Source organism: Acinetobacter sp. ACNIH2 (assembly GCF_002934965.1).
GTDB classification, from domain to species: Bacteria; Pseudomonadota; Gammaproteobacteria; order Pseudomonadales; family Moraxellaceae; genus Acinetobacter; species Acinetobacter tandoii.
Window position 1 is genome coordinate 1069318 of sequence record NZ_CP026412.1, and the last position, 18965, is coordinate 1088282.

16 protein-coding genes are annotated in these 18965 nt (G+C 44.4%); 14 read left to right on the forward strand and 2 right to left on the reverse strand.

All coding sequences use genetic code 11. The annotated features are described in order from the left end of the window. The first annotated feature begins 32 nt into the window (after window positions 1-32). The 14 genes from C3F34_RS04975 to C3F34_RS05045 all read left to right on the forward strand — a co-directional run bounded on the left by C3F34_RS04975 (window position 33) and on the right by C3F34_RS05045 (window position 15802). Window positions 33-737, forward strand: a complete 705-nt coding sequence (locus C3F34_RS04975) for an FFLEELY motif protein (RefSeq protein ID WP_104441184.1) — start codon at window positions 33-35, stop codon at window positions 735-737. Window positions 738-904: 167 nt separating this feature from the next. Beyond that, window positions 905-1849 carry a bifunctional demethylmenaquinone methyltransferase/2-methoxy-6-polyprenyl-1,4-benzoquinol methylase UbiE gene (gene ubiE / locus C3F34_RS04980; RefSeq protein WP_016168380.1) on the forward strand — a complete coding sequence of 315 codons (945 nt, stop codon included), beginning with the start codon at window positions 905-907 and terminating at the stop codon, window positions 1847-1849. Window positions 1850-1871: 22 nt separating this feature from the next. Further along, window positions 1872-2540 carry a ubiquinone biosynthesis accessory factor UbiJ gene (locus C3F34_RS04985; RefSeq protein WP_044740586.1) on the forward strand — a complete coding sequence of 223 codons (669 nt, stop codon included), beginning with the start codon at window positions 1872-1874 and terminating at the stop codon, window positions 2538-2540. Window positions 2541-2558: 18 nt separating this feature from the next. Beyond that, window positions 2559-4178 carry an ABC1 kinase family protein gene (locus C3F34_RS04990; RefSeq protein WP_104441185.1) on the forward strand — a complete coding sequence of 540 codons (1620 nt, stop codon included), beginning with the start codon at window positions 2559-2561 and terminating at the stop codon, window positions 4176-4178. 170 nt (window positions 4179-4348) lie between these two features. Then, on the forward strand, window positions 4349-5431 hold the full coding sequence (locus C3F34_RS04995; protein WP_104441186.1) for a patatin-like phospholipase family protein: 1083 nt from the start codon (window positions 4349-4351) through the stop codon (window positions 5429-5431). A gap of 175 nt (window positions 5432-5606) precedes the next feature. After that, window positions 5607-6392, forward strand: a complete 786-nt coding sequence (gene hisIE, locus C3F34_RS05000) for a bifunctional phosphoribosyl-AMP cyclohydrolase/phosphoribosyl-ATP diphosphatase HisIE (protein WP_104441187.1) — start codon at window positions 5607-5609, stop codon at window positions 6390-6392. 14 nt (window positions 6393-6406) lie between these two features. Then, window positions 6407-7912, forward strand: a complete 1506-nt coding sequence (locus C3F34_RS05005) for a UvrD-helicase domain-containing protein (RefSeq protein ID WP_016168385.1) — start codon at window positions 6407-6409, stop codon at window positions 7910-7912. Between the two features lie 24 nt (window positions 7913-7936). Further along, window positions 7937-9316: an AAA family ATPase gene (locus C3F34_RS05010; protein WP_044740590.1), complete on the forward strand. Its 1380-nt coding sequence runs from the start codon at window positions 7937-7939 to the stop codon at window positions 9314-9316. A 296-nt stretch (window positions 9317-9612) separates the two neighbouring features. Next, entirely contained in the window at window positions 9613-12453 is a 2841-nt protein-coding gene (locus tag C3F34_RS05020; protein WP_044740591.1) for a monovalent cation/H+ antiporter subunit A, read from the forward strand. Window position 12454: 1 nt separating this feature from the next. Beyond that, complete coding sequence (locus C3F34_RS05025; protein ID WP_016168388.1) at window positions 12455-12820, forward strand: Na+/H+ antiporter subunit C; 366 nt, start codon at window positions 12455-12457, stop codon at window positions 12818-12820. Then, entirely contained in the window at window positions 12820-14631 is a 1812-nt protein-coding gene (locus tag C3F34_RS05030) for a monovalent cation/H+ antiporter subunit D (protein WP_104441188.1), read from the forward strand. The genes C3F34_RS05025 and C3F34_RS05030 overlap by 1 nt, the downstream gene beginning before the upstream one ends. Window positions 14632-14633: 2 nt before the next feature. Continuing rightward, window positions 14634-15155, forward strand: coding sequence for a Na+/H+ antiporter subunit E (locus C3F34_RS05035; RefSeq protein ID WP_044740601.1), 522 nt, complete (start codon window positions 14634-14636; stop codon window positions 15153-15155). Further along, entirely contained in the window at window positions 15152-15427 is a 276-nt protein-coding gene (locus C3F34_RS05040; protein ID WP_104441189.1) for a monovalent cation/H+ antiporter subunit F, read from the forward strand. Before C3F34_RS05035 ends, C3F34_RS05040 begins: the two co-directional genes overlap by 4 nt. A 12-nt stretch (window positions 15428-15439) precedes the next feature. Continuing rightward, the gene (locus tag C3F34_RS05045) at window positions 15440-15802 is read left to right on the forward strand and encodes a Na+/H+ antiporter subunit G (RefSeq protein WP_044740594.1); all 363 of its coding nucleotides are present in this window, start codon (window positions 15440-15442) and stop codon (window positions 15800-15802) included. Window positions 15803-15866: 64 nt separating this feature from the next. On the opposite strand, the gene C3F34_RS05050 is transcribed toward C3F34_RS05045, so the two are convergent. Then, on the reverse strand, window positions 15867-16271 hold the full coding sequence (locus C3F34_RS05050) for a ribosome-binding factor A (protein WP_016168393.1): 405 nt from the start codon (window positions 16269-16271) through the stop codon (window positions 15867-15869). Beyond that, window positions 16271-18964, reverse strand: coding sequence for a translation initiation factor IF-2 (infB, locus tag C3F34_RS05055; protein WP_016168394.1), 2694 nt, complete (start codon window positions 18962-18964; stop codon window positions 16271-16273). Before infB ends, C3F34_RS05050 begins: the two co-directional genes overlap by 1 nt. Window position 18965 lies beyond the last annotated feature (1 nt).

Below are 18965 nucleotides of genomic sequence, written 5' to 3' on the forward strand. Positions count from 1 at the left end.
AGATTTGCACAAGTTTCAAATCGAGATCGCTCATGTCTAAACTTGCAGTCCTAGATGACCTACTAGAACAGTATTATCAATTGCAATACCATCATAATGCTGAGCTATTTCAACGTCTGCAAGATGTACAAATGTGGCAAAAACAGCGGATGCAGCGCACGCATCACCAGCACTTTTCCGTGAAAAATAATCAATTGATGGCACAATACTTTTTGAACCGTTTATACGGTGGTCCCGATTTTGATGCTTTGGCCAAACAAATTGCGCGCCTGATGAAATATGTGCATAAAGCCGAGAAACTCATTCCTGAAAATGCCATTAAAACTGGCACCGCAGGCGTTGAGTTAGCGATTCTCGCTGTACAGTTAGATGAACGCGTTGCACTGCAATTGCTCGAAGACTATGCCCCGAATACCCCCCTCACAGACGAAATGATGCGCCTGAGTTATTTAAAACTGGATCAAGGTAAATCACGTTTACATCAACTGGAACTGCTTGATCAGTTGGGTGCCAGTCTCGACAAATACATGCGTTCATTTATGGTCTATACGGCATTTAAAATGTGTAAAGGCGTCGCTTACAAACACCATTTTGACGTGATGTATGAATTTATGCAGGATGGTTTTTTAGCAATGAAACCTTTAAAAGCGGCTGAACAGTTTGTCAAAGACTTTACTGCCATCGAACGTCAAATCATTGCCAAAGTCCATGCCGGCGATCTGCATCCTTTCCAATAAAAGGTCATCTACAGCAAGATAAAATCTTGCGCGTAGATACAGCACGCGTATTTTTTTCTGTATATTATTCATAACAATTGCATGATGGTTACTGTACATCGGCTGAGAATCTGTCATCATGCTTGCACTGCAACATTAACCCTATTTTTATGTTAGGAGTGACTTGAATGTCTAATGAAAATCAAACGCCTACCCCTACCCCTGAGTCGGCTCAACAAACAGACAAAGTCAGCCCCTTCCTAAACAGCCCACTTCCTGAAGGTATTCCTCAAGGGCAACAACAGTCATTACAACAACAATTAACCGATACGCCTGTGAACGGCACAGTACCAAAATACAACCTGCCTCGCGGTGCCAATACAGGCAATGTTGGTGCGACTACACACTTCGGTTACCAAACCGTTAACAGTGAAGATAAAGCACAAAAAGTTGCGGAAGTATTCCATTCAGTGGCGAGCAAATACGACATCATGAATGACCTGATGTCCTTTGGTATTCATCGTCTATGGAAACGCTTTGCCATTAACATGTCGGGTGTACGTCGTGGTCAACGCGTATTAGACATTGCAGGTGGTACAGGTGACTTGGCTAAAGTCTTTAGCCGTGAAGTTGGTCCTACTGGGCATGTCGTACTTTCAGATATTAATGAATCGATGTTAAACGTCGGTCGTGATCGTCTGATTGATGCTGGCTGTACCAATGTCGATTTTGTTTTGGCAAATGCAGAAACACTTGAACCTTTTGCCGATAACAGTTTTGACCTGCTCACCATCAGCTTTGGTTTACGAAACGTAACTGATAAAGATGCTGCACTGGCGGCCATGTACCGTGTACTTAAGCCAGGTGGTCGCCTATTGGTGTTAGAATTCTCTAAACCTGTGTTTGAGCCATTCTCAAAACTCTACGATTTGTATTCTTTCACTGCATTGCCAATCATGGGCAAAATTATTGCCAATGACTCAGAAAGCTATAAATATTTAGCTGAATCGATCCGTATGCATCCTGACCAACGTACCCTGAAAGGTATGATGGAACAGGCTGGCTTCCAGAACTGTGATTACCATAACCTGACAGGCGGTATCGTGGCTGTACACCGTGGTTTTAAACTCTAAACGGACTGGTGAAGGTTAAGCTATGTGGTCAATTCTGGCACTTGGTGCAGTTGAACGCTTGATTCACCATGTGATTGATCTGGATGCCATCACGCGCATTCAGCTCAATCAACTGCAAGGTAAAATGTTGCGTGTGGTACTCGATTCTCCGCAACTCTCGGTCGATGTATTCTTTGATCAAGACAAAGTTCGCCTTGAACCGACTGTCACAGGTCAGGCGGAGCGTCCGTCCATTTTTGAACAACGCCCGTTTGATCCGCAACAAACTACGACAGCAGCAACAGCAACCTTGCAGGTTAAAAGTGTAGTGGAACTGCTGAAGTTATTTTTGGCAGACGATGTAGGCACCATTCCTGTACAAGGTGACTACCATTTACTGCAAGATATTCAAAGAATTATGCAGCAGGCTGAACCTGATTTAGCAGCGCATCTCAGTCCTTGGATTGGCCCTGCCTTGGCACATGAACTGGGTAAAATTCAACTTGCACCCAAGCATCTCAGGCGCCCTTTACGCAGCCATTTATTCTTTGCCGAAGATGCACTCAAAGAAGATTCAGGCTTGTTTGCTGCACGCTGGCAAATGGATGACCTGCAACAAGACACCCGTCTTTTGAATCAAAACCTTGACCGTGCAGAAGCCAAAATCCAACAACTGCAACGTCAAATTGACGTACTTCCAGACTCTATTTAAATTTAGGTAATACACTTTATGATTCCGCACGTTTCACGTTTACTCGAACTTTGGCGCATTGCTGCGCACTATAGACTCGACACGTTGTTTCCTGCGGAAGAATTACCTGAGAAGGCACGTCATGCTCTCGCCTTCATTCGTATGCACCCTGCGGCATGGTCGAGTAAAGAACGTAAAAATCCGCTTAAACTCAAGCAAGCCCTTGAAGACATGGGCCCCTTGGCGATTAAACTGGGGCAGTTGCTCTCGACGCGTCGTGACTTGATTCCACCTGAAGTCTTGGCGCAACTGGTGTTATTACAAGATCGAGTGAAACCGTTCAGCACCGATGTCGCGAAAACGCGCATTCAGCAATCGCTGAAAGCCGATGTTGCCACTTTGTTCAGCCGTTTTGATGAACAACCGCTTGCTGCTGCTTCGATTGCGCAAGTCCATACCGCTGCCCTGCATGATGGGCGTGAAGTGGTGGTCAAAGTCACCCGCCCCGATATCCGTAGTCAAATTCTACAAGATTTTGAAATTCTGGAATGGTTCGGTGCGACTTTAGAAAAACGCCTAGAAGCTGCACGCGCACTACATTTATCTGAAATTATTCAGGATTATCGTCAAATTATTCTGAATGAACTGGATTTAACTCTAGAAGCAGATAATACCCGTCGCATGCGTCATTACTTCACGGGTTCAAGCATGATGTATGTGCCTGAAGTCTATATGGACAGCAAAGAAGTGATGGTGGCCGAACGCATTACAGGCGTGCCAATTTCTGACACGGCGACTTTTGACCGTCTGGGTATGGATCGTAAAGATTTGTCAGAGAAAGGGTTGACCATCTTCTTTACCCAAGTGTTCCGCGACAACTTTTTCCATGCGGATATGCATCCAGGCAACGTGTTTGTCGAGACCATCAACCCAAGCAATCCACGCTTTATTGCACTGGACTGTGCGATTATGGGCGAACTGTCTAAACACGATCAAATGACCGTTGCACGCATGTTACTGGCAGTCATGAACAGTGACTTCATGCAACTGATTCAAATTGTGCATCAAGCAGGCTGGATTCCACCAGGTACCGACCAAGATGCCTTGGCGCGTGAAATGCGCCGAACGGTCGGACCTATGGTCTCTAAACCAATGCATGAATTGGACTTTGCTGGCATTCTGATTCAGGTTATGGATATTGCTCGTCGTTTCCATTTAGAAATTCCACCGCAACTAATGTTACTGCTGAAAACATTAGTCCACGTGGAAGGCTTAGGCACTGACCTGTATCCAGAATTAGACATTTGGAGCTTGGCAAAACCAATCCTCACCGATTGGATCAAAGCCCAAATGAATCCGCAGAAAAATCTCAAAGAACTCGGGCAGAAAATTCCTGATTTACTACTAGGCGCGCAAGATTTTCCAACTCTGTTGGTCGATAGCTTAAATGGCTTAAAAAATCAGTCAGCTTGGAATGCGAAACAGCTAAATGAACTGCAAAGCCTGCGTCTACAGATGGAACATCAGCAAAAACGCAGTTGGATTTTCGGTAGTTTGATGGCAATTTTCCTATCAATTGCCATTATTGCCCCATGGTACATCTCGATTATCTTAATTGCCTGTGCCAGCCTATTGTCAATTTGGCGTCTGTTTAAATAATTTTGTCGATAAAACATACTGTGGATAGCCCCAAAGTTATCCACAGTTTTGTGTATTTTTAACTCAAACTTCTAAAGTGACTATCAAGTCACCTAAAGTTTTTCCCCGCCATTGAGACCGTAGGCAGAACTTTTAAACTAAGTGCACATTTGTATATTTATAATTGCACCATGATTCAAATTCTTGAAAAGCGCTCTCCCGCCTTGAATATTCGTGCTGGTCATCTTGCTCGGCAACTGATCCAACAACAAGGCTTCCATGCCAAACAGGTCGATATTTTACCCGGTGCAGCAGGTGGTCCCAAAGGCATTGGTTTGACTGGGCTTGATCAGGCGATTTTTGGCAGTTTCTTACCTCAAGCTCCACAACGCCGCTTTTTAGTCGGTTCTTCAGTTGGTGCATGGCGTTTTGCAGGAATTTTGGCGCAAGGTGAAAAGCTGGGTCCTGAGCAATTGGCGGAGCTGTATATTCATCTCCCTTTTCATAAAAAGATGAAAATTGCCGAGATCGAAAAAATTTCACGCGACATGCTATCTGGTATTCTGAATCAGCAAACGCAAAAATTGGTTGATCATCCCGATTATCACCTCACCATTATTGCCGCAAAAGCTGAACACCTCTTCCAAAGTGATCAACGATTGGCTCTGTATGGCGCTTTGCTAGGTATTGTGGGCAGCAATGCCATTGCACGTCAGCATTTAAACCTTTTTATGCAACGGGTCATCTGCCAACCGAAAAATTTCCCACAATTTAAAATCAAAGACGACAGTTTTAAGACCCATTATCTAAACTTCAACCCAGACAATGTTGCAGACTGGCTCATGGCTTCAGGTTCCATTCCTGGTGTTACGCCTGCGGTAAAAAATATCAGTGATGCCCCGCAAGGTGCTTATCGCGATGGGGGCTTGATTGACTATCACATCGATTTACCCTTTGAAAGCCAAGGCATTGTGCTCTACCCACATTTTAGCGACAGCATTACTCCGGGTTGGTTCGACAAGATGTTTAAATCGCGCAAAGCCAATCCAACGAATCAAGCACGCACCCTGCTGATTTCACCTTCACAGGAATATCTGGCACGCTTACCATTAGGACGTTTACCCGATCGTAAAGATTTCACTCTCAAAGGCATGGAGCCACAACGTCGCATCCAACTCTGGAAACAATGTGTGGCTGAAAGCCAACGTTTGGGCGATGAGTTCTTGGAACTGGTCGAAAAGCAACGCTTTGCTGAGGTCATGCAAGCGCTTTAAACCTCAGATCTGCAACATGAATGAACGGTGCCGAGTTCATGTTGCAACACCCAGACTGGGTAAATTGATGAAAGATAATTAACACAAATCCAGCCCTATCCCCTACACTATAGCCTGATGTTTTTCGCATCAACCTGAATATTCTTTTCGATTAACTGATTTTGGTGAAGTCCCTATGAACAACGTGCGCTGGCTCGATGAAGTAAAATTTAACGAACAAGGTTTAGTCCCTGCCATTGCACAGCATCATCAAACAGGACGTGTGCTTATGGTGGCGTGGATGAACCGCGAAGCCTTGGCACTCACTGCTGAAAAAAATCAGGCCGTTTATTTTTCCCGTTCACGTAACAAGTTGTGGCACAAAGGTGAAGAATCGGGACATTTTCAAACCGTGCATGAAATTCGTCTGGATTGCGATGCCGATGTGATCGTTCTACAAATTGAACAACACGGCGGTATCGCCTGCCATACGGGTCGTGAATCATGTTTCTATCGTAAACTCACCCCGCAAGGCTGGGAAATTGTCGATGCACAACTGAAAGATCCAAGTCAGATTTATGCGGCTGAAAAATCCAGCAATCCACATACTATTGCCATGAATGCATCTAATGCACAATCAGAGCAAGTCGAAGTGCTGTCTTACCTCGGTCAAATGATGACTGAGCGTAAAGGTGCAGATCCAGACTCATCTTATGTGGCCAAGCTATACCACAAGGGTTTGAACAAAATTTTAGAAAAAATTGGTGAAGAAAGCATTGAAACGATTCTTGCCGCAAAAGAATTTCAATTGATCGCCAATGAAGACAATAAAAATGATTTGATTTATGAAGTGGCAGATTTATGGTTCCATACCATTGTGATGCTTGGTCATTTTGACTTAGATCCACAACTGGTTTTGAATGAATTGGCACGACGCCAAGGGCTCTCAGGTTTGGTCGAAAAAGCCAACCGTAGCCACTAAAGCTCTGTCTGCCTGTGTCAAATCAACATCAGAAACCGAGCGCAACCTATGAGCAGGCGACTGCCATTGATAACGCGCGTCTAGGACAATCCTTTAAAGTGATTGCCTATGCCGGCACAGGTAAAACCACCACTCTACAAATGATCAGTGATGCTATGCCACAACGACGTGGCATGTATCTGGCGTTTAACAAAGCCATCGCCAGTGAAGCGCAGCAGAAGTTTCACTCCAATGTGGATTGCCGCACCTTTCACTCACTGGCATTCCGTAGTGTTCCACGTGGAATTACCGACAAACTGCGATTACCCCGACTCAGCCCCAGCTTCATTGCCAAAGAGTATCGGTTAGAACCGATTACCTTAAGACGCATGATGGGCGGGCGCTATGAAAAATATGTGCTGATGCCGAGTCGACTTGCGAGTTTGGTCGCCAATGCGGTGAGCTATTTTTGCTCAACCAGTTCGCAATACCCTGCACCGCGACATCTGCAAGCGCCCAACTGGCTTCATCCCGATGATATCGACACCTTACAAAAACATCTTTATCCTGCAGTAGAACGTCGTTGGCTAGAATCGATTGATCCCAATCATCAGGCAGGAATTGGGCATGATATTTATCTGAAACTGTGGGCACTATCTGAACCGAATATTCCTGCCGACTACGTTCTATTTGATGAAGCACAAGACGCCGACCCCTTAATGTTGGGCATCTTATTGCGTCAGAAAAATACCCAAGTGATTTATGTCGGCGATGCACATCAACAAATTTATGCTTGGCGTGGTGCCATCAATGCCATGCAGCAACTTCCTTTACCCGAATCTCGCCTCACGACCTCATTTCGCTTTGGTGAAAGTATTGCACACAATGCCAATGCAATCTTGGGCGCGCTTAATGAAAAAGTGCCTCTGTTAGGCAATCCACTGTTGAATTCCAAAGTGGTGAATAAACCACATACCAAAATGCGGGATGCGATTTTATGTCGGACCAATGCTCGCGCCATGGAACTGTTGCTTTCAGGGTTGGTACATGGCGATAAAGTGAGTCTACAAGCCGACCATGTCAAACTGAATCGTTTTGTCGATGCCGCGAGCATGTTGAAGCAGGGCAAACGTGTCACTGATGTGCCTGAACTGGCGTGGTTTAATTCTTGGCATGATGTACATGAATATTGCGAAACCAATGAAGGCAGCGACATTAAACCTTTGGTGAAATTGGTAGATGATCATGGTACTGATCCGCTTAAACGTGCTTTAGCCAAAATTACTCCGATTGAACAAGCCGACTATATTATTTCCACGGCGCACAAAGCCAAAGGACTAGAATGGGATCGTGTGCACATCGAAGATGACTATCAGTTTAAGCTGACGGAACAAGATCATAAAATTAGTGACGAAGAGTTAAGATTGCTGTACGTCGCCTGTACTCGTGCTAAAGTAAGTCTAAATATTCATCATATTTACGACTTGATGCAACAACTGAAAAATAGGATGCCTGTCTCATTACGCCAAGCGGCAGGCTAGCCATTGCACGAATGCGGGGCTTATATGAAAATCGAATCGTTACAGCTCAAACACACCAATCTGTTTGCCAATTTACAGCTTCAATTTCATTATCATGATCAACCCATCACCCTAATTTTAGGCGATCAAGCTACAGGCAAAACCAGCATTCTCAAGCATGCCTATCAAGCCTTAACTTGGTTTGCTGCCCGTTATAAAGACCTGCGTAGTGCGGGTGTGGTCATGTTAGATCAAGATATTCTGCATAGCCGCCTACAGTCCAAAGTTCAGATTTGTGTCGAAATTCCTACCGATATTGGCACCCTCGCAGAGTCTGAAACAGCGCAACCTGAAGTGTTGAATCATTGCAGTTGGCAACTCTATAAAACCCTCAATCAGCAAGGCATTGGGCTGAGTAAAGCTGAAACCGATCAGCTTGAACAACTGGTTCAACTTTACCATCGGGCCCTACAACAAGACCCGATGCAAGGCTTACCGCTGATTGCTTATTACCCCGCTGAACGTTTTGTCAATGAAATCAATTTACTGAGCAAGAACAATCCGATTGTATTTCAAGCTGCATATGCCTATGACGTGGCAGCCATTCCTTTTACAACCTTTAGTCGTTTCTTTGAATGGTTTCGTGAAATTAGTGATCTGGAAAATGCTCAGACCGCTCAACTGTTTCAACAGTTAATGCGTGATCAATTACATTTAGGTCAGCACTTACAGCCTGAAAATATTCCGAACACCTTATTTCAAGCCCATGCACAACTCCATGCGCCATGCTTAAAAGCCCTAAAAGATAGTCTGCGCATCGTCGTGCCTGAACTGAATGATATTTTTGTGCAATATCAGCCCAAACTGCAATTAATGGTGACCTATCAAGGCAAGACAATGCAATTTCAACAGCTTTCCAGCAGTCAAAAAAATTGGATAGCGTTGATTGGTGATATTGTTCGACGTATGTGTTTGCTCAATCCTTTCAGTCTCTATCCTTGCTTAGAAGGTGATGGCATCTTACTCATCGATGCGATTGATGAGCAGCTAGATCAACAACATTGCAGCCAGATTTTGCAACAGTTACATCAAGCCTTTCCACAGTTACAAATTATCGCAACGGGTAACCGAACAGAACTCCTTGAAAATGCAGCCACCTATCAATGCCTGCAACTTTCTGCACAAGGAGTGCAAGACATCGTACTGCAACCACTACAGCAACAATTTGATCAAATTTATGCAGAACTCAGTCAAATTTCATTATCTGACACGACTGAACTCGAGCAGTTATCTGATACACCTTCCACTTCGGTGGTTCAGCAATTGTATGCACACATTCAACAACTCTCTCCAGAAGCACAAGCTGAGTTTCAGCAACTGTGGCAACAAGAGCACGATTCTTCTTTTCAGAACCCATCATCCTAGTTTTTTCGCAAGAAAAGAATTACTTTAAGTTCAATTTTGACCTCAAAACAGATAATTCAATCGGTGTGCACGAAAAGGTTTGATGTTGTTTTATTCATGTAATAAGATCAGATTTATTCAGCTTTTTTATAGTAAAATTTTGTTTTGCTATAGTTTTCAAGTTGCGCAACACAGCTTGCTTTTCGCTTTTTTTATTTTCTTTACGGCTTTCAAGATTGAATTTTTTGGATATCTCTTTGCTGTCCTGTAATCCTTGAAAGATAAGATTCACCCATAGGTTTCGACCTATCACGACAATGGATACAAGTGTGCTACCAATTATTATCTTGTTACCGTTAGTACTGGGCACAACCCTTGTCTCGTGGCTGAAAAATTTTTCGCGCGGGGTAACGGCTTTCGGGGCTATCGGAGTCAGTCTAAGTAGTTTAATTCTGTTACTGACTCAAGCAAAGCAGGTCTTTCATGGCGAAGTCATTACTCAAAGTTGGTCTTGGTTACCACAACTGGGCATTGATCTCAGTTTCCGTCTGGACGCCTTAGGTCTACTTTTCTCTTTGCTGATCACAGGTATCGGCACGCTCATTTTTATTTATGCCTATTATTACCTCAGCCCAAAAAACTCATTGAGCAAACTCTATCTATTGCTCATGTTGTTTATGGCAGCAATGTTGGGTATCTCTCTTTCCAATAATTTAATTCTGCTGTTAATTTTTTGGGAACTGACCAGTATTTCTTCTTTCCTCTTGGTCGGCTACTGGAGCAACTATGATGTTGCACAACGTGGCTCGCGTATGGCACTCACCATTACAGGAATGGGTGGCTTGGCCATGCTGGGGGGCTTTATTTTACTGGGGCAAATTACAGGCACCTATCAAATTGACCAGATTCTGACCATGTCAGAACATATTCAAAATCATGCCTTATTTACCCCAACCTTATTACTGATTTTACTCGGTGCCTTTACCAAAAGTGCGCAGTTCCCCTTCCACTTCTGGCTCCCGAATGCCATGGCTGCACCAACACCCGTGTCAGCTTATCTGCATTCGGCCACCATGGTGAAGGCGGGAATTTTCTTGCTGGCACGCTTACTCCCAATCTTTGCGGGTGCTGCGCTTTATCACAATATTGTGACCTTTGTTGGCTTATTTACTTTGTGTATGGCGGCATTCTTCGCCATTTTCAAAGAAGATCTGAAAGGGCTTCTGGCCTACTCGACCATCAGTCATCTGGGTTTAATCGTCTGCCTATTGGGTATTGGCTCACCATTGGCTGTCGCTGCTGCAATTTTCCATATCATCAACCATGCCACCTTTAAGGCAGCCTTGTTTATGATTGCAGGCATTGTTGATCATGAAACAGGAACTCGTGACTTACGTAAATTAAGTGGCGTATGGCAATTATTACCGTTCTCAGCCACCCTCACTATGGTCACCGCAGCGGCTATGGCAGGTGTTCCGCTGACCAATGGTTTCTTGTCTAAAGAAATGTTCTTTACCGAATTATTGGCAAACTTAAATGGCCCTATACTGGTGCTGTCTGCAATTATTGCCACCTTGGCTGGTATTTTTGCAGTCGCTTATTCTGTACGTTTAGTGCATGGCGTGTTTTTTGATGGTCCACTCGGCGAGCAAGTTCCTAATAAAGATGGACATGAACCACCTATTGGCATGCGTGCGCCTGCAATTCTTTTGGCAATTCTATGTATTGTAGTGGGCATTTTCCCTGCGCTCACTGTTGAGCAAATTGTCAATAGTACGGCGCGCGCCAGTACGCAGTTACATGACTTTTCGGGAACACATTTGGCCATCTGGCATGGTTTTAATTTACCTTTAATGATGAGTTTAATTGCTCTAGTTGGCGGTTTAAGCTTTTACTTCGTTCTAGCAAAGAACCGTAAAATTCGTAGTATTGACCTAGACCCAGCCTTGGGACCTTTTCAAGGTAAACTTATCTTTGAGTCTCTGCTCAAGCACTTACTCCTTAAATCACGAAAAATTAAACGTACAACAGAAACAGGCTCCTTGCAAACTTACCTGCTCTGGATCGTAGCGTTTAGTATTGTCTTGGTCGCTGTTCCTCTGATGGGTCAAGGGCTGACCACAGGTACACGTGAACTGACTCATACTCCTATGCTCGCAATTGTGCTATGGCTATTGTTATTCTCTGCCTGCTGGATGATGCTCTGGTTCCATCATGAACGCATTAAAGCTGTCCTGATTAGTGGTGCCATTGGTTTAGTTGTGACCATGGTGTTTGTCACTTTGTCAGCACCAGATTTAGCCTTAACGCAAATTACTGTGGATGTTGTGACCACGGTGTTGCTGCTCATGAGTTTATCGCTCTTACCTCAGCTTACACCTTATGAATCCAGTCAAGCACGTCGTTGGCGCGATGCCATTCTTTCTATTGTCGGGGGACTTGGCATTGGTTGGATCACTTGGCTGATTCTGACGCGTGACCATAATTCAATTTCTTGGTTCTTCTTACAACAGTCGATACCTCTGGGCGGTGGTTCAAACGTTGTTAACGTGATTCTTGTCGATTTCCGTGGTTTCGATACCTTCGGTGAGATCACGGTATTGGGTATTGCAGGTATCGGCACACTCTGTCTAATGGATGGTATGCGTACACATGGTACAACCATCACACAAGGTTTAACTTATCGCTTTAACCCCTCCCCTTTAATGCTCCGTATCGCATCTTCTTGGATTTTGCCGCTGGCTTTGGTCATCAGCTTATATATTTTCCTACGCGGGCATAATGAGCCAGGCGGTGGTTTTATTGCAGGATTAATCACCTCATTGGCATTGATCATTCAATATATTGCTTTAGGCCAAGACCAAGCCGAACAATTGCTTCGCGCCAAATCTGGACGTCTATACGAAATCTGGATTGGTGCAGGTCTAAGCATTGCAGGATTAACAGCTATTGCAGCATGGTTCTGGGGACGTCCGTTCCTGACCAGTGCGCACATCTACGTTTCACCCCCAATTTTAGGTGAAATGCACTTGGCTTCTGCCGCAGCCTTTGATGTTGGGGTCTATGTCACAGTGGTCGGTGCAACCATGCTCATGATTTCTGTTCTGGGTGACTCGCGCCACTCAAGCATGTCTGGTCCATTACCAAAGGGGAAATAATATGATTAGTCTAGAATTTCTTATTGCCTCTGCGATTGGACTGTTAGTTTCAACGGGTATCTATCTGATTCTGCGTGCGCGTACCTTTCCTGTGGTACTTGGCCTAGCCATGATTGGCTATGCGGTAAACGTGTTCTTGTTTGCGATGGGGCGAGTCCAAATCAACTCGCCAGCCGTATTAACCGAAGCCTCCAAGTCCACGGACCCATTGCCACAAGCGCTGGTTTTAACAGCCATTGTGATTGGTTTTGCCACCACAGCCTTTATTGTACAACTGGCTTTACGCAGCCGTTATGAATCAGGGACCGACCACGTTGACTCAAAAGAAGAAATTAGTCTTGTTGACCCACGCGAGGATGAGCCTTAATGCATAACTTCATCCAATTTTGGGCCGAGCATACACCAATTTTCAGCATCATCATTCCTGCATTTACTGGCTTTATTCTGGTTTTACTGGGCAATCCAGGTTCAGGTTCACTTGCCTACGACTGGCGTCAACCTTGGCGTCGTGGCATCAGTCTGATTTCTGCACTCTTAGGGCTCGCTACTGCAATTTGCTATTTAATGGTGGCCAGTCATGGACAAATCAGCAGCTATAACCTGAGTGAATGGACGGCACCTTTCGGGATCGTTTTGGTTTTAGACCAACTCTCTGCCTTAATGCTAGTCTTAACCTATGCACTTGCAGTGCCTGTTTTGTGGTTTGCAAGCCGTGAGTGGGATACCCGTGGTCGTTATTTTCATACCATGTTCCATTTCTTATTAATGGGATTATGCGGAGCATTCCTCACAGGCGACTTGTTTAACCTGTTTGTGTTCTTCGAAATTCTATTGATGGCATCTTATGTGTTGCTCTTGCATGGACAAGGCAAAGCACGCTTTCAGCTCGGTATTCATTACGTCACCATCAACCTCTTGGCCTCTGCATTGTTCCTGATTGGTCTGGGCATGATTTATGGTAGCGTCGGCAGTTTGAATATGGCAGATGTCGCACGCTTACTACCGAGCTTACAACCTGATGAGCACAAATTAGCTGTAGCAGGTGGACTATTATTATTTGTGGTATTTGGAATTAAAGCCGCAATGTTACCTGTCGGCTTCTGGTTACCCAAAACCTATGCCGTAGCCACCACCCCTGTTGCCGCCATTTTCACCATCATGACCAAAGTCGGCATTTATGCCATTTTACGGGTTAACGGTACCGTATTTGATGATGCTTTAAGTCAATCCATTCTACAAAACTGGTTATTGCCTATCGGTTTAATCACCTCACTCTATGGTGTGATTGGTGCCATTGGTGCGGAACGTTTACGCCGTTTTGTCGGTTTTATGGTGTTGTCTTCCATTGGAACCTTACTCACTGCTATTGCCTTGTTTAACACCCAAGCATGGTCGGCAACGCTGTATTATCTGGTACATAGTACGCTGATTGCAGCCGCTTTTTATCTGCTTTGTGGCTGGATTACCTCGCAACGTGGTGTCTACAAGGATCATTTAAAAATCGCACCACAGATGAAACGACATCATGTGCTTTCGATTTGCTATTTTCTCATTGCATTAATGATGGCGGGATTGCCCCCTTTCAGTGGCTTTCTTGGCAAAGTATTCATTCTTCAAGCCACTGCAAATGAACCTTATCAAGGCATTGTGATTACAGTGATTCTGGTTGTGAGTTTGCTCAGTATTCTCGCATTTACTCGTGTGGGTTTTATTCTGTTCTGGCGTGCCAGCAAACCTGAAGAAATTGCACATATTGATGCAGAATATACAGCTTACCAAGCAACTCCAGAAAAAGCTCCTCCACGCAACGACATAGCCATCTATGTCTTATTGGCTAGTCTGATTTGTTATATGGTCGCGGCAGGACCTATACAGCAATATACTCAGAATACTGCATTACAAATTCAAAATAATGCCTTGTATGAAGCGACTCTATTGAAGAAGGATGAGCTAAATCAAGTCATTAGTGTGCAGCCTTTTGATCCTGAAAACTTACCCGAAACCAAATACGGTGGTGAAGAACTCGATCCTAATGCACATCTTATTCCGTATACCATCAGTGAAGATACTTTGTCTGGCGAGCACATTTCACCATACAAGTTACGTCAGATTCAAGAACAACAGACCCATGAAATGTTAATTCCTGATGATGCTCAACTTAAACCAGTGGAGCCATAATGATGCAAAAAAAATCTTTCCTTAATCGATGGCTACCTCATCCTTTTGTTTCGGTTTTGGTTGCGATCACTTGGATGATGCTGGCACATAGTTTAGATGCAGCAACACTGGTCATGGCAAGTTTACTTGCCTTGATTATTCCACGCTTAGTACAACCCTTTATTCAGCAGACACCGAATATTCATTGGAAGGCAGCAATTAAGCTATTTTTTGTTGTGCTTTGGGATATCGTGATCTCCAATATTCGGATTGCTAAGTTAGTTTTAGGTCCAATGGATCAATTACACCCGAAATGGTATCGCGTACCTTTAGACACACAACACGATGAAGTAAATAGCTTACTGGCGATGATCATTACTACCACTCCTGGTACAGTTTCTGCTGGGATTGATCAGGATCGTGGTGATATTTTGGTTCATGCCTTAAGTAGTGACGATACAGAAATTGATATTCAAGACATCAAAAACCGTTATGAAAAACCACTAATGGAGATCTTCCACGTCAACTCAGGAGATGCCACATGACCGTTTTACCTTATGCTTTAGGTATCTGTATGGTTGCTATCACACTTTCAATGATGATGTGCTTGGGTCGCCTGATTATTGGACCGTCTATTGTCGATCGGTTGTTGGCTTTAGATACCTTGTTCTTGAATGCGACCTGTCTCATTGTGGTACTGGGCATCTACTGGAGCACCACGTCACTGTTTGAAGGAGCACTACTGATGGCAATGCTTGGATTTGTATCCACTGTCGCTTTGGCACGCTACTTCACCTCTGGTCATGTCATCGATTAAGGAGTCCATCACATGCAATTACTCATGGAAATACTGGTTTCTATTTTCTTGCTGATTGGTGCATTCTTCATGTTAGTTGGAGGCATTGGCATGGTACGTCTACCCGACTTATTTATGCGTCTGCATGCACCTACCAAATCGAGCACCTTAGGTTTAGGAAGCTTTTTAATTGCTGCCATGATCTTTTCAGCTTTTCAGGGACGTATTGGTTTTGCTGAGGTTCTGCTCACACTCTTAGCCTTCATCACAGCCCCTGTATCAGCCAATCTCATGGCACAAGCTGCACTTCATCTGCGCTTACGCTCGAGGAGTGGTGATGTACCCGAAGCATTAAATCGGCCATTACCATGGCAACGCCAGCATCGCCGCCAATAACCCATAAGCATTAAAAAAGCCACCCGAAGGTGGCTTTTTATATCACTCAATTTTAATCTTGAGCTTATTCGTCATCTTGTTTTGCTTCAGCAGCAGGTAAATCCTTCACTGCTTCTGCAATCAGACCAAACATATAGTTACCATACGCATTGGTCTTGTCATAATGGAAACGTAAACGTGGCGTAATACGTGTCTTAATACGACGACTGAGTTCATGACGTAAGAAACCTGATGCCTTATTCAGCACATCCAAAGTTTCTTTATTTGCCACTGCACTTTGCTCATCGCCAAGCTCACGTCCCATCACGGTGACATAGACTTCTGCATAGCCTAAATCTGGGCTGACCTTCACTGCCGAGATGGTCACAAGACCACCTAAGCGTGGATCTTTCAGCTCTTGGCGGATTAACTCAGACAACTCACGTTGAACTGTATCTGCCATTCGCTTCAGACGCTGACTACCCGCCATTAAAGACTCCGTTTAATCAGTTGAACATCATAGACTTCGATCTTATCTTGGACTTTGATGTCTTTATAACCTTTCACTGCAAGACCACATTCCATACCAGCACGAACTTCTTCAACCACATCTTTATAGCGACGAAGAGATTCAAGCTCACCTTGGAATACCACCACGTCATCACGTAATACGCGAATCGGTTTATTACGGTGTAACATGCCTTCAAGAACCATACAGCCTGCTGCTGCACCAAACTTGCTTGAGTGGAAGACTTCACGTACTTCAGCCACACCCAGAATCGTTTCACGATGTTCTGGCGCAAGTTTACCACTCATGGCATCTTTCACATCATCAATCAATTGATAGATTACGCTGTAGTAACGAATGTCGATACCATCTGCATCCGCTTTTTGACGAGCAGTGTTGTCTGCACGAACGTTAAAGCCAAGCAACACAGCTTCAGAAGATTCAGCCAATGTTACGTCAGACTCAGTGATTGCGCCAACGCCTGAACCAATAATACGAACTTTCACTTCATCTGTTGCAAGTTCAGCAAGCGCAACATGTAATGCTTCTAAAGTACCACGTACGTCAGTTTTCAACACTACGTTCACAATCGGCACATCTTTCTTACCCATTGATGCCATAATGTTTTCTAAACGCATTGCACTTTGACGCTCAAGACGTTTTTGACGTTCACGATCCATACGTGCATCAGCCACTTCGCGTGCTTTCTTCTCGTCATTCACAACAAGAACTTCATCACCCGCCATTGGCGCTTCAGGAAGACCCAAGATTTCAACTGGAATTGAAGGACCTGCCGATTTGATACGTTGACCGTTTTCATCAGCCATCGCACGAACGCGACCATAAGATGAACCTGCAAGTACAAGATCACCCACTTTCAAGGTACCATTTTGTACCAAGATAGAGGTTACTGCACCACGGCCTTTGTCTACACGTGCTTCAATTACCACACCTTGTGCTGCACCTTCTTCAGATGCTTTCAACTCTAGCATTTCAGCTTGAATTGAAATCAAGTCCAGAAGCTCATCAATACCTTGACCAGAATGTGCTGACACCATTGCTACTGGAACGTCACCGCCCCATTGCTCAGGCACGATTTCTTTGGTAGTTAATTCATTCAATACACGATCTGGATCAGCTGATTCTTTATCCATCTTGTTGATTGCAACAATGATAGGTGTACCTGCTGCACGCGCATGGTCAATTGCTTCAGCAGTTTGTGGCATTACACCATCATCCGCCGCCACAACCAAGACTACGATATCAGTCGCTTTCGCACCACGTGAACGCATTGCAGTAAATGCAGCATGTCCAGGAGTGTCTAAGAAAGTAATAATACCTTTGTCCGTTGTCACATGGTAAGCACCGATATGCTGAGTAATACCACCCGCTTCACCTGCCGCCACTTTCGAGCGACGAATGCGGTCAAGCAATGATGTTTTACCATGGTCAACGTGACCCATAATTGTAACAACTGGTGGACGTGTTGTTTGAGCACCACGTGCCTCTTCAGCTGCTTCAAGCAGGTTATCTTCAGCTTGTGTATCTGATACCAGAACTGGGTTATGCCCCATTTCTTCAACTACAAGTGCTGCAATTTCTTGATCAATCGCTTGGTTTTGCGTAACCAATTCACCCATTTTCATGAGCGATTTAATCACTTCACGCACCTTAACTGCCATTTTTGCAGCTAAGTCAGCCACGACAATCGTTGAACCAATTTCAACATCATAAACTTGCTTTTTAACAGGTTTTTCAAAACCATGTTTATTTGCCGTACTAGTTTTCAAACCGCGTTTATGTGTGTTGTCACGGAAAGATTGCTCTTCACCACGACGACCACCTTTCTTCGGTGCACGTGCACCAGGTGTATTGGTTCCGCGTTTGATATCACGGTCTTCTTTAGCAAATGAATCTTCATAAGCCTGACCAACTAGACCAGCCGCTAACGGAGAATCATCAATCACGCGAATCGTGGTGGTCGAATCTTCAGAAGAATATTTCGACGCCATTTTACGCATTTGCTCAAGCGTACGTTGCTGCGCTTCCTCAGCCGCTTTACGACGTGCTGCTTCTTCAGTCGCTTTTAATTGTGCAGCTTGTGCTTCACGCGCTCTCTTCTGCTCAGGAGTTTCAATCACTTTAACTTGTGCTTTAACTACTGGCTTATTGGTCGATTTACGCTTCACCACAACAGCTGCTTTTGCTGTTTCTTGCTTAGTGGTTTCTTGCTTTGCTGCTGCACGCATTGCTTCTAAGTTTGCAGCTGCTTTATTTGCCACTGGACTTTCAGCTGTTGCTTTAGGTTCAACAGCCGCACGAGTCTGTTGTTCAGCTTGTGCTTTCGCTAAAGCTTCTGCTTTGATTTGTTCAGGATCAGGCTTCGTAAATGTATGCTTCTTGCGAACTTCTACATTAATGGTTTTTGCCTTACCTGAGGTACTTGCTACTTTAGCAGTACCTGTAGTTTTACGTTTCAACGTGATTTGTCCTGCTTGCCCTACGTCTTGACCATGAACTTTCTTCAAATGGTTAACGAGGGTATCTTGTTGTTCAGTAGAAATAATGTCGTCAGCTTTACGTTGCGGTAAACCTGCATCGCGAACCTGCTCTAGGAGCTTGTCTACAGGACGTCCTACGCTGAGTGCTAACTCTTGAATCGACTTGTCCGTCATA

Bases quoted from the DNA above. Each gene is read 5' to 3' on its own strand.
- C3F34_RS04975 (WP_104441184.1), top strand. From the start codon at position 33: ATGTCTAAACTTGCAGTCCTAGATGACCTACTAGAACAGTATTATCAA.
- ubiE (WP_016168380.1), top strand. From the start codon at position 905: ATGTCTAATGAAAATCAAACGCCTACCCCTACCCCTGAGTCGGCTCAA.
- C3F34_RS04985 (WP_044740586.1), top strand. From the start codon at position 1,872: ATGTGGTCAATTCTGGCACTTGGTGCAGTTGAACGCTTGATTCACCAT.
- C3F34_RS04990 (WP_104441185.1), top strand. From the start codon at position 2,559: ATGATTCCGCACGTTTCACGTTTACTCGAACTTTGGCGCATTGCTGCG.
- C3F34_RS04995 (WP_104441186.1), top strand. From the start codon at position 4,349: ATGATTCAAATTCTTGAAAAGCGCTCTCCCGCCTTGAATATTCGTGCT.
- hisIE (WP_104441187.1), top strand. From the start codon at position 5,607: ATGAACAACGTGCGCTGGCTCGATGAAGTAAAATTTAACGAACAAGGT.
- C3F34_RS05010 (WP_044740590.1), top strand. From the start codon at position 7,937: ATGAAAATCGAATCGTTACAGCTCAAACACACCAATCTGTTTGCCAAT.
- C3F34_RS05020 (WP_044740591.1), top strand. From the start codon at position 9,613: ATGGATACAAGTGTGCTACCAATTATTATCTTGTTACCGTTAGTACTG.
- C3F34_RS05025 (WP_016168388.1), top strand. From the start codon at position 12,455: ATGATTAGTCTAGAATTTCTTATTGCCTCTGCGATTGGACTGTTAGTT.
- C3F34_RS05030 (WP_104441188.1), top strand. From the start codon at position 12,820: ATGCATAACTTCATCCAATTTTGGGCCGAGCATACACCAATTTTCAGC.
- C3F34_RS05035 (WP_044740601.1), top strand. From the start codon at position 14,634: ATGCAAAAAAAATCTTTCCTTAATCGATGGCTACCTCATCCTTTTGTT.
- C3F34_RS05040 (WP_104441189.1), top strand. From the start codon at position 15,152: ATGACCGTTTTACCTTATGCTTTAGGTATCTGTATGGTTGCTATCACA.
- C3F34_RS05045 (WP_044740594.1), top strand. From the start codon at position 15,440: ATGCAATTACTCATGGAAATACTGGTTTCTATTTTCTTGCTGATTGGT.
- C3F34_RS05050 (WP_016168393.1), bottom strand. From the start codon at position 16,271: ATGGCGGGTAGTCAGCGTCTGAAGCGAATGGCAGATACAGTTCAACGT.
- infB (WP_016168394.1), bottom strand. From the start codon at position 18,964: ATGACGGACAAGTCGATTCAAGAGTTAGCACTCAGCGTAGGACGTCCT.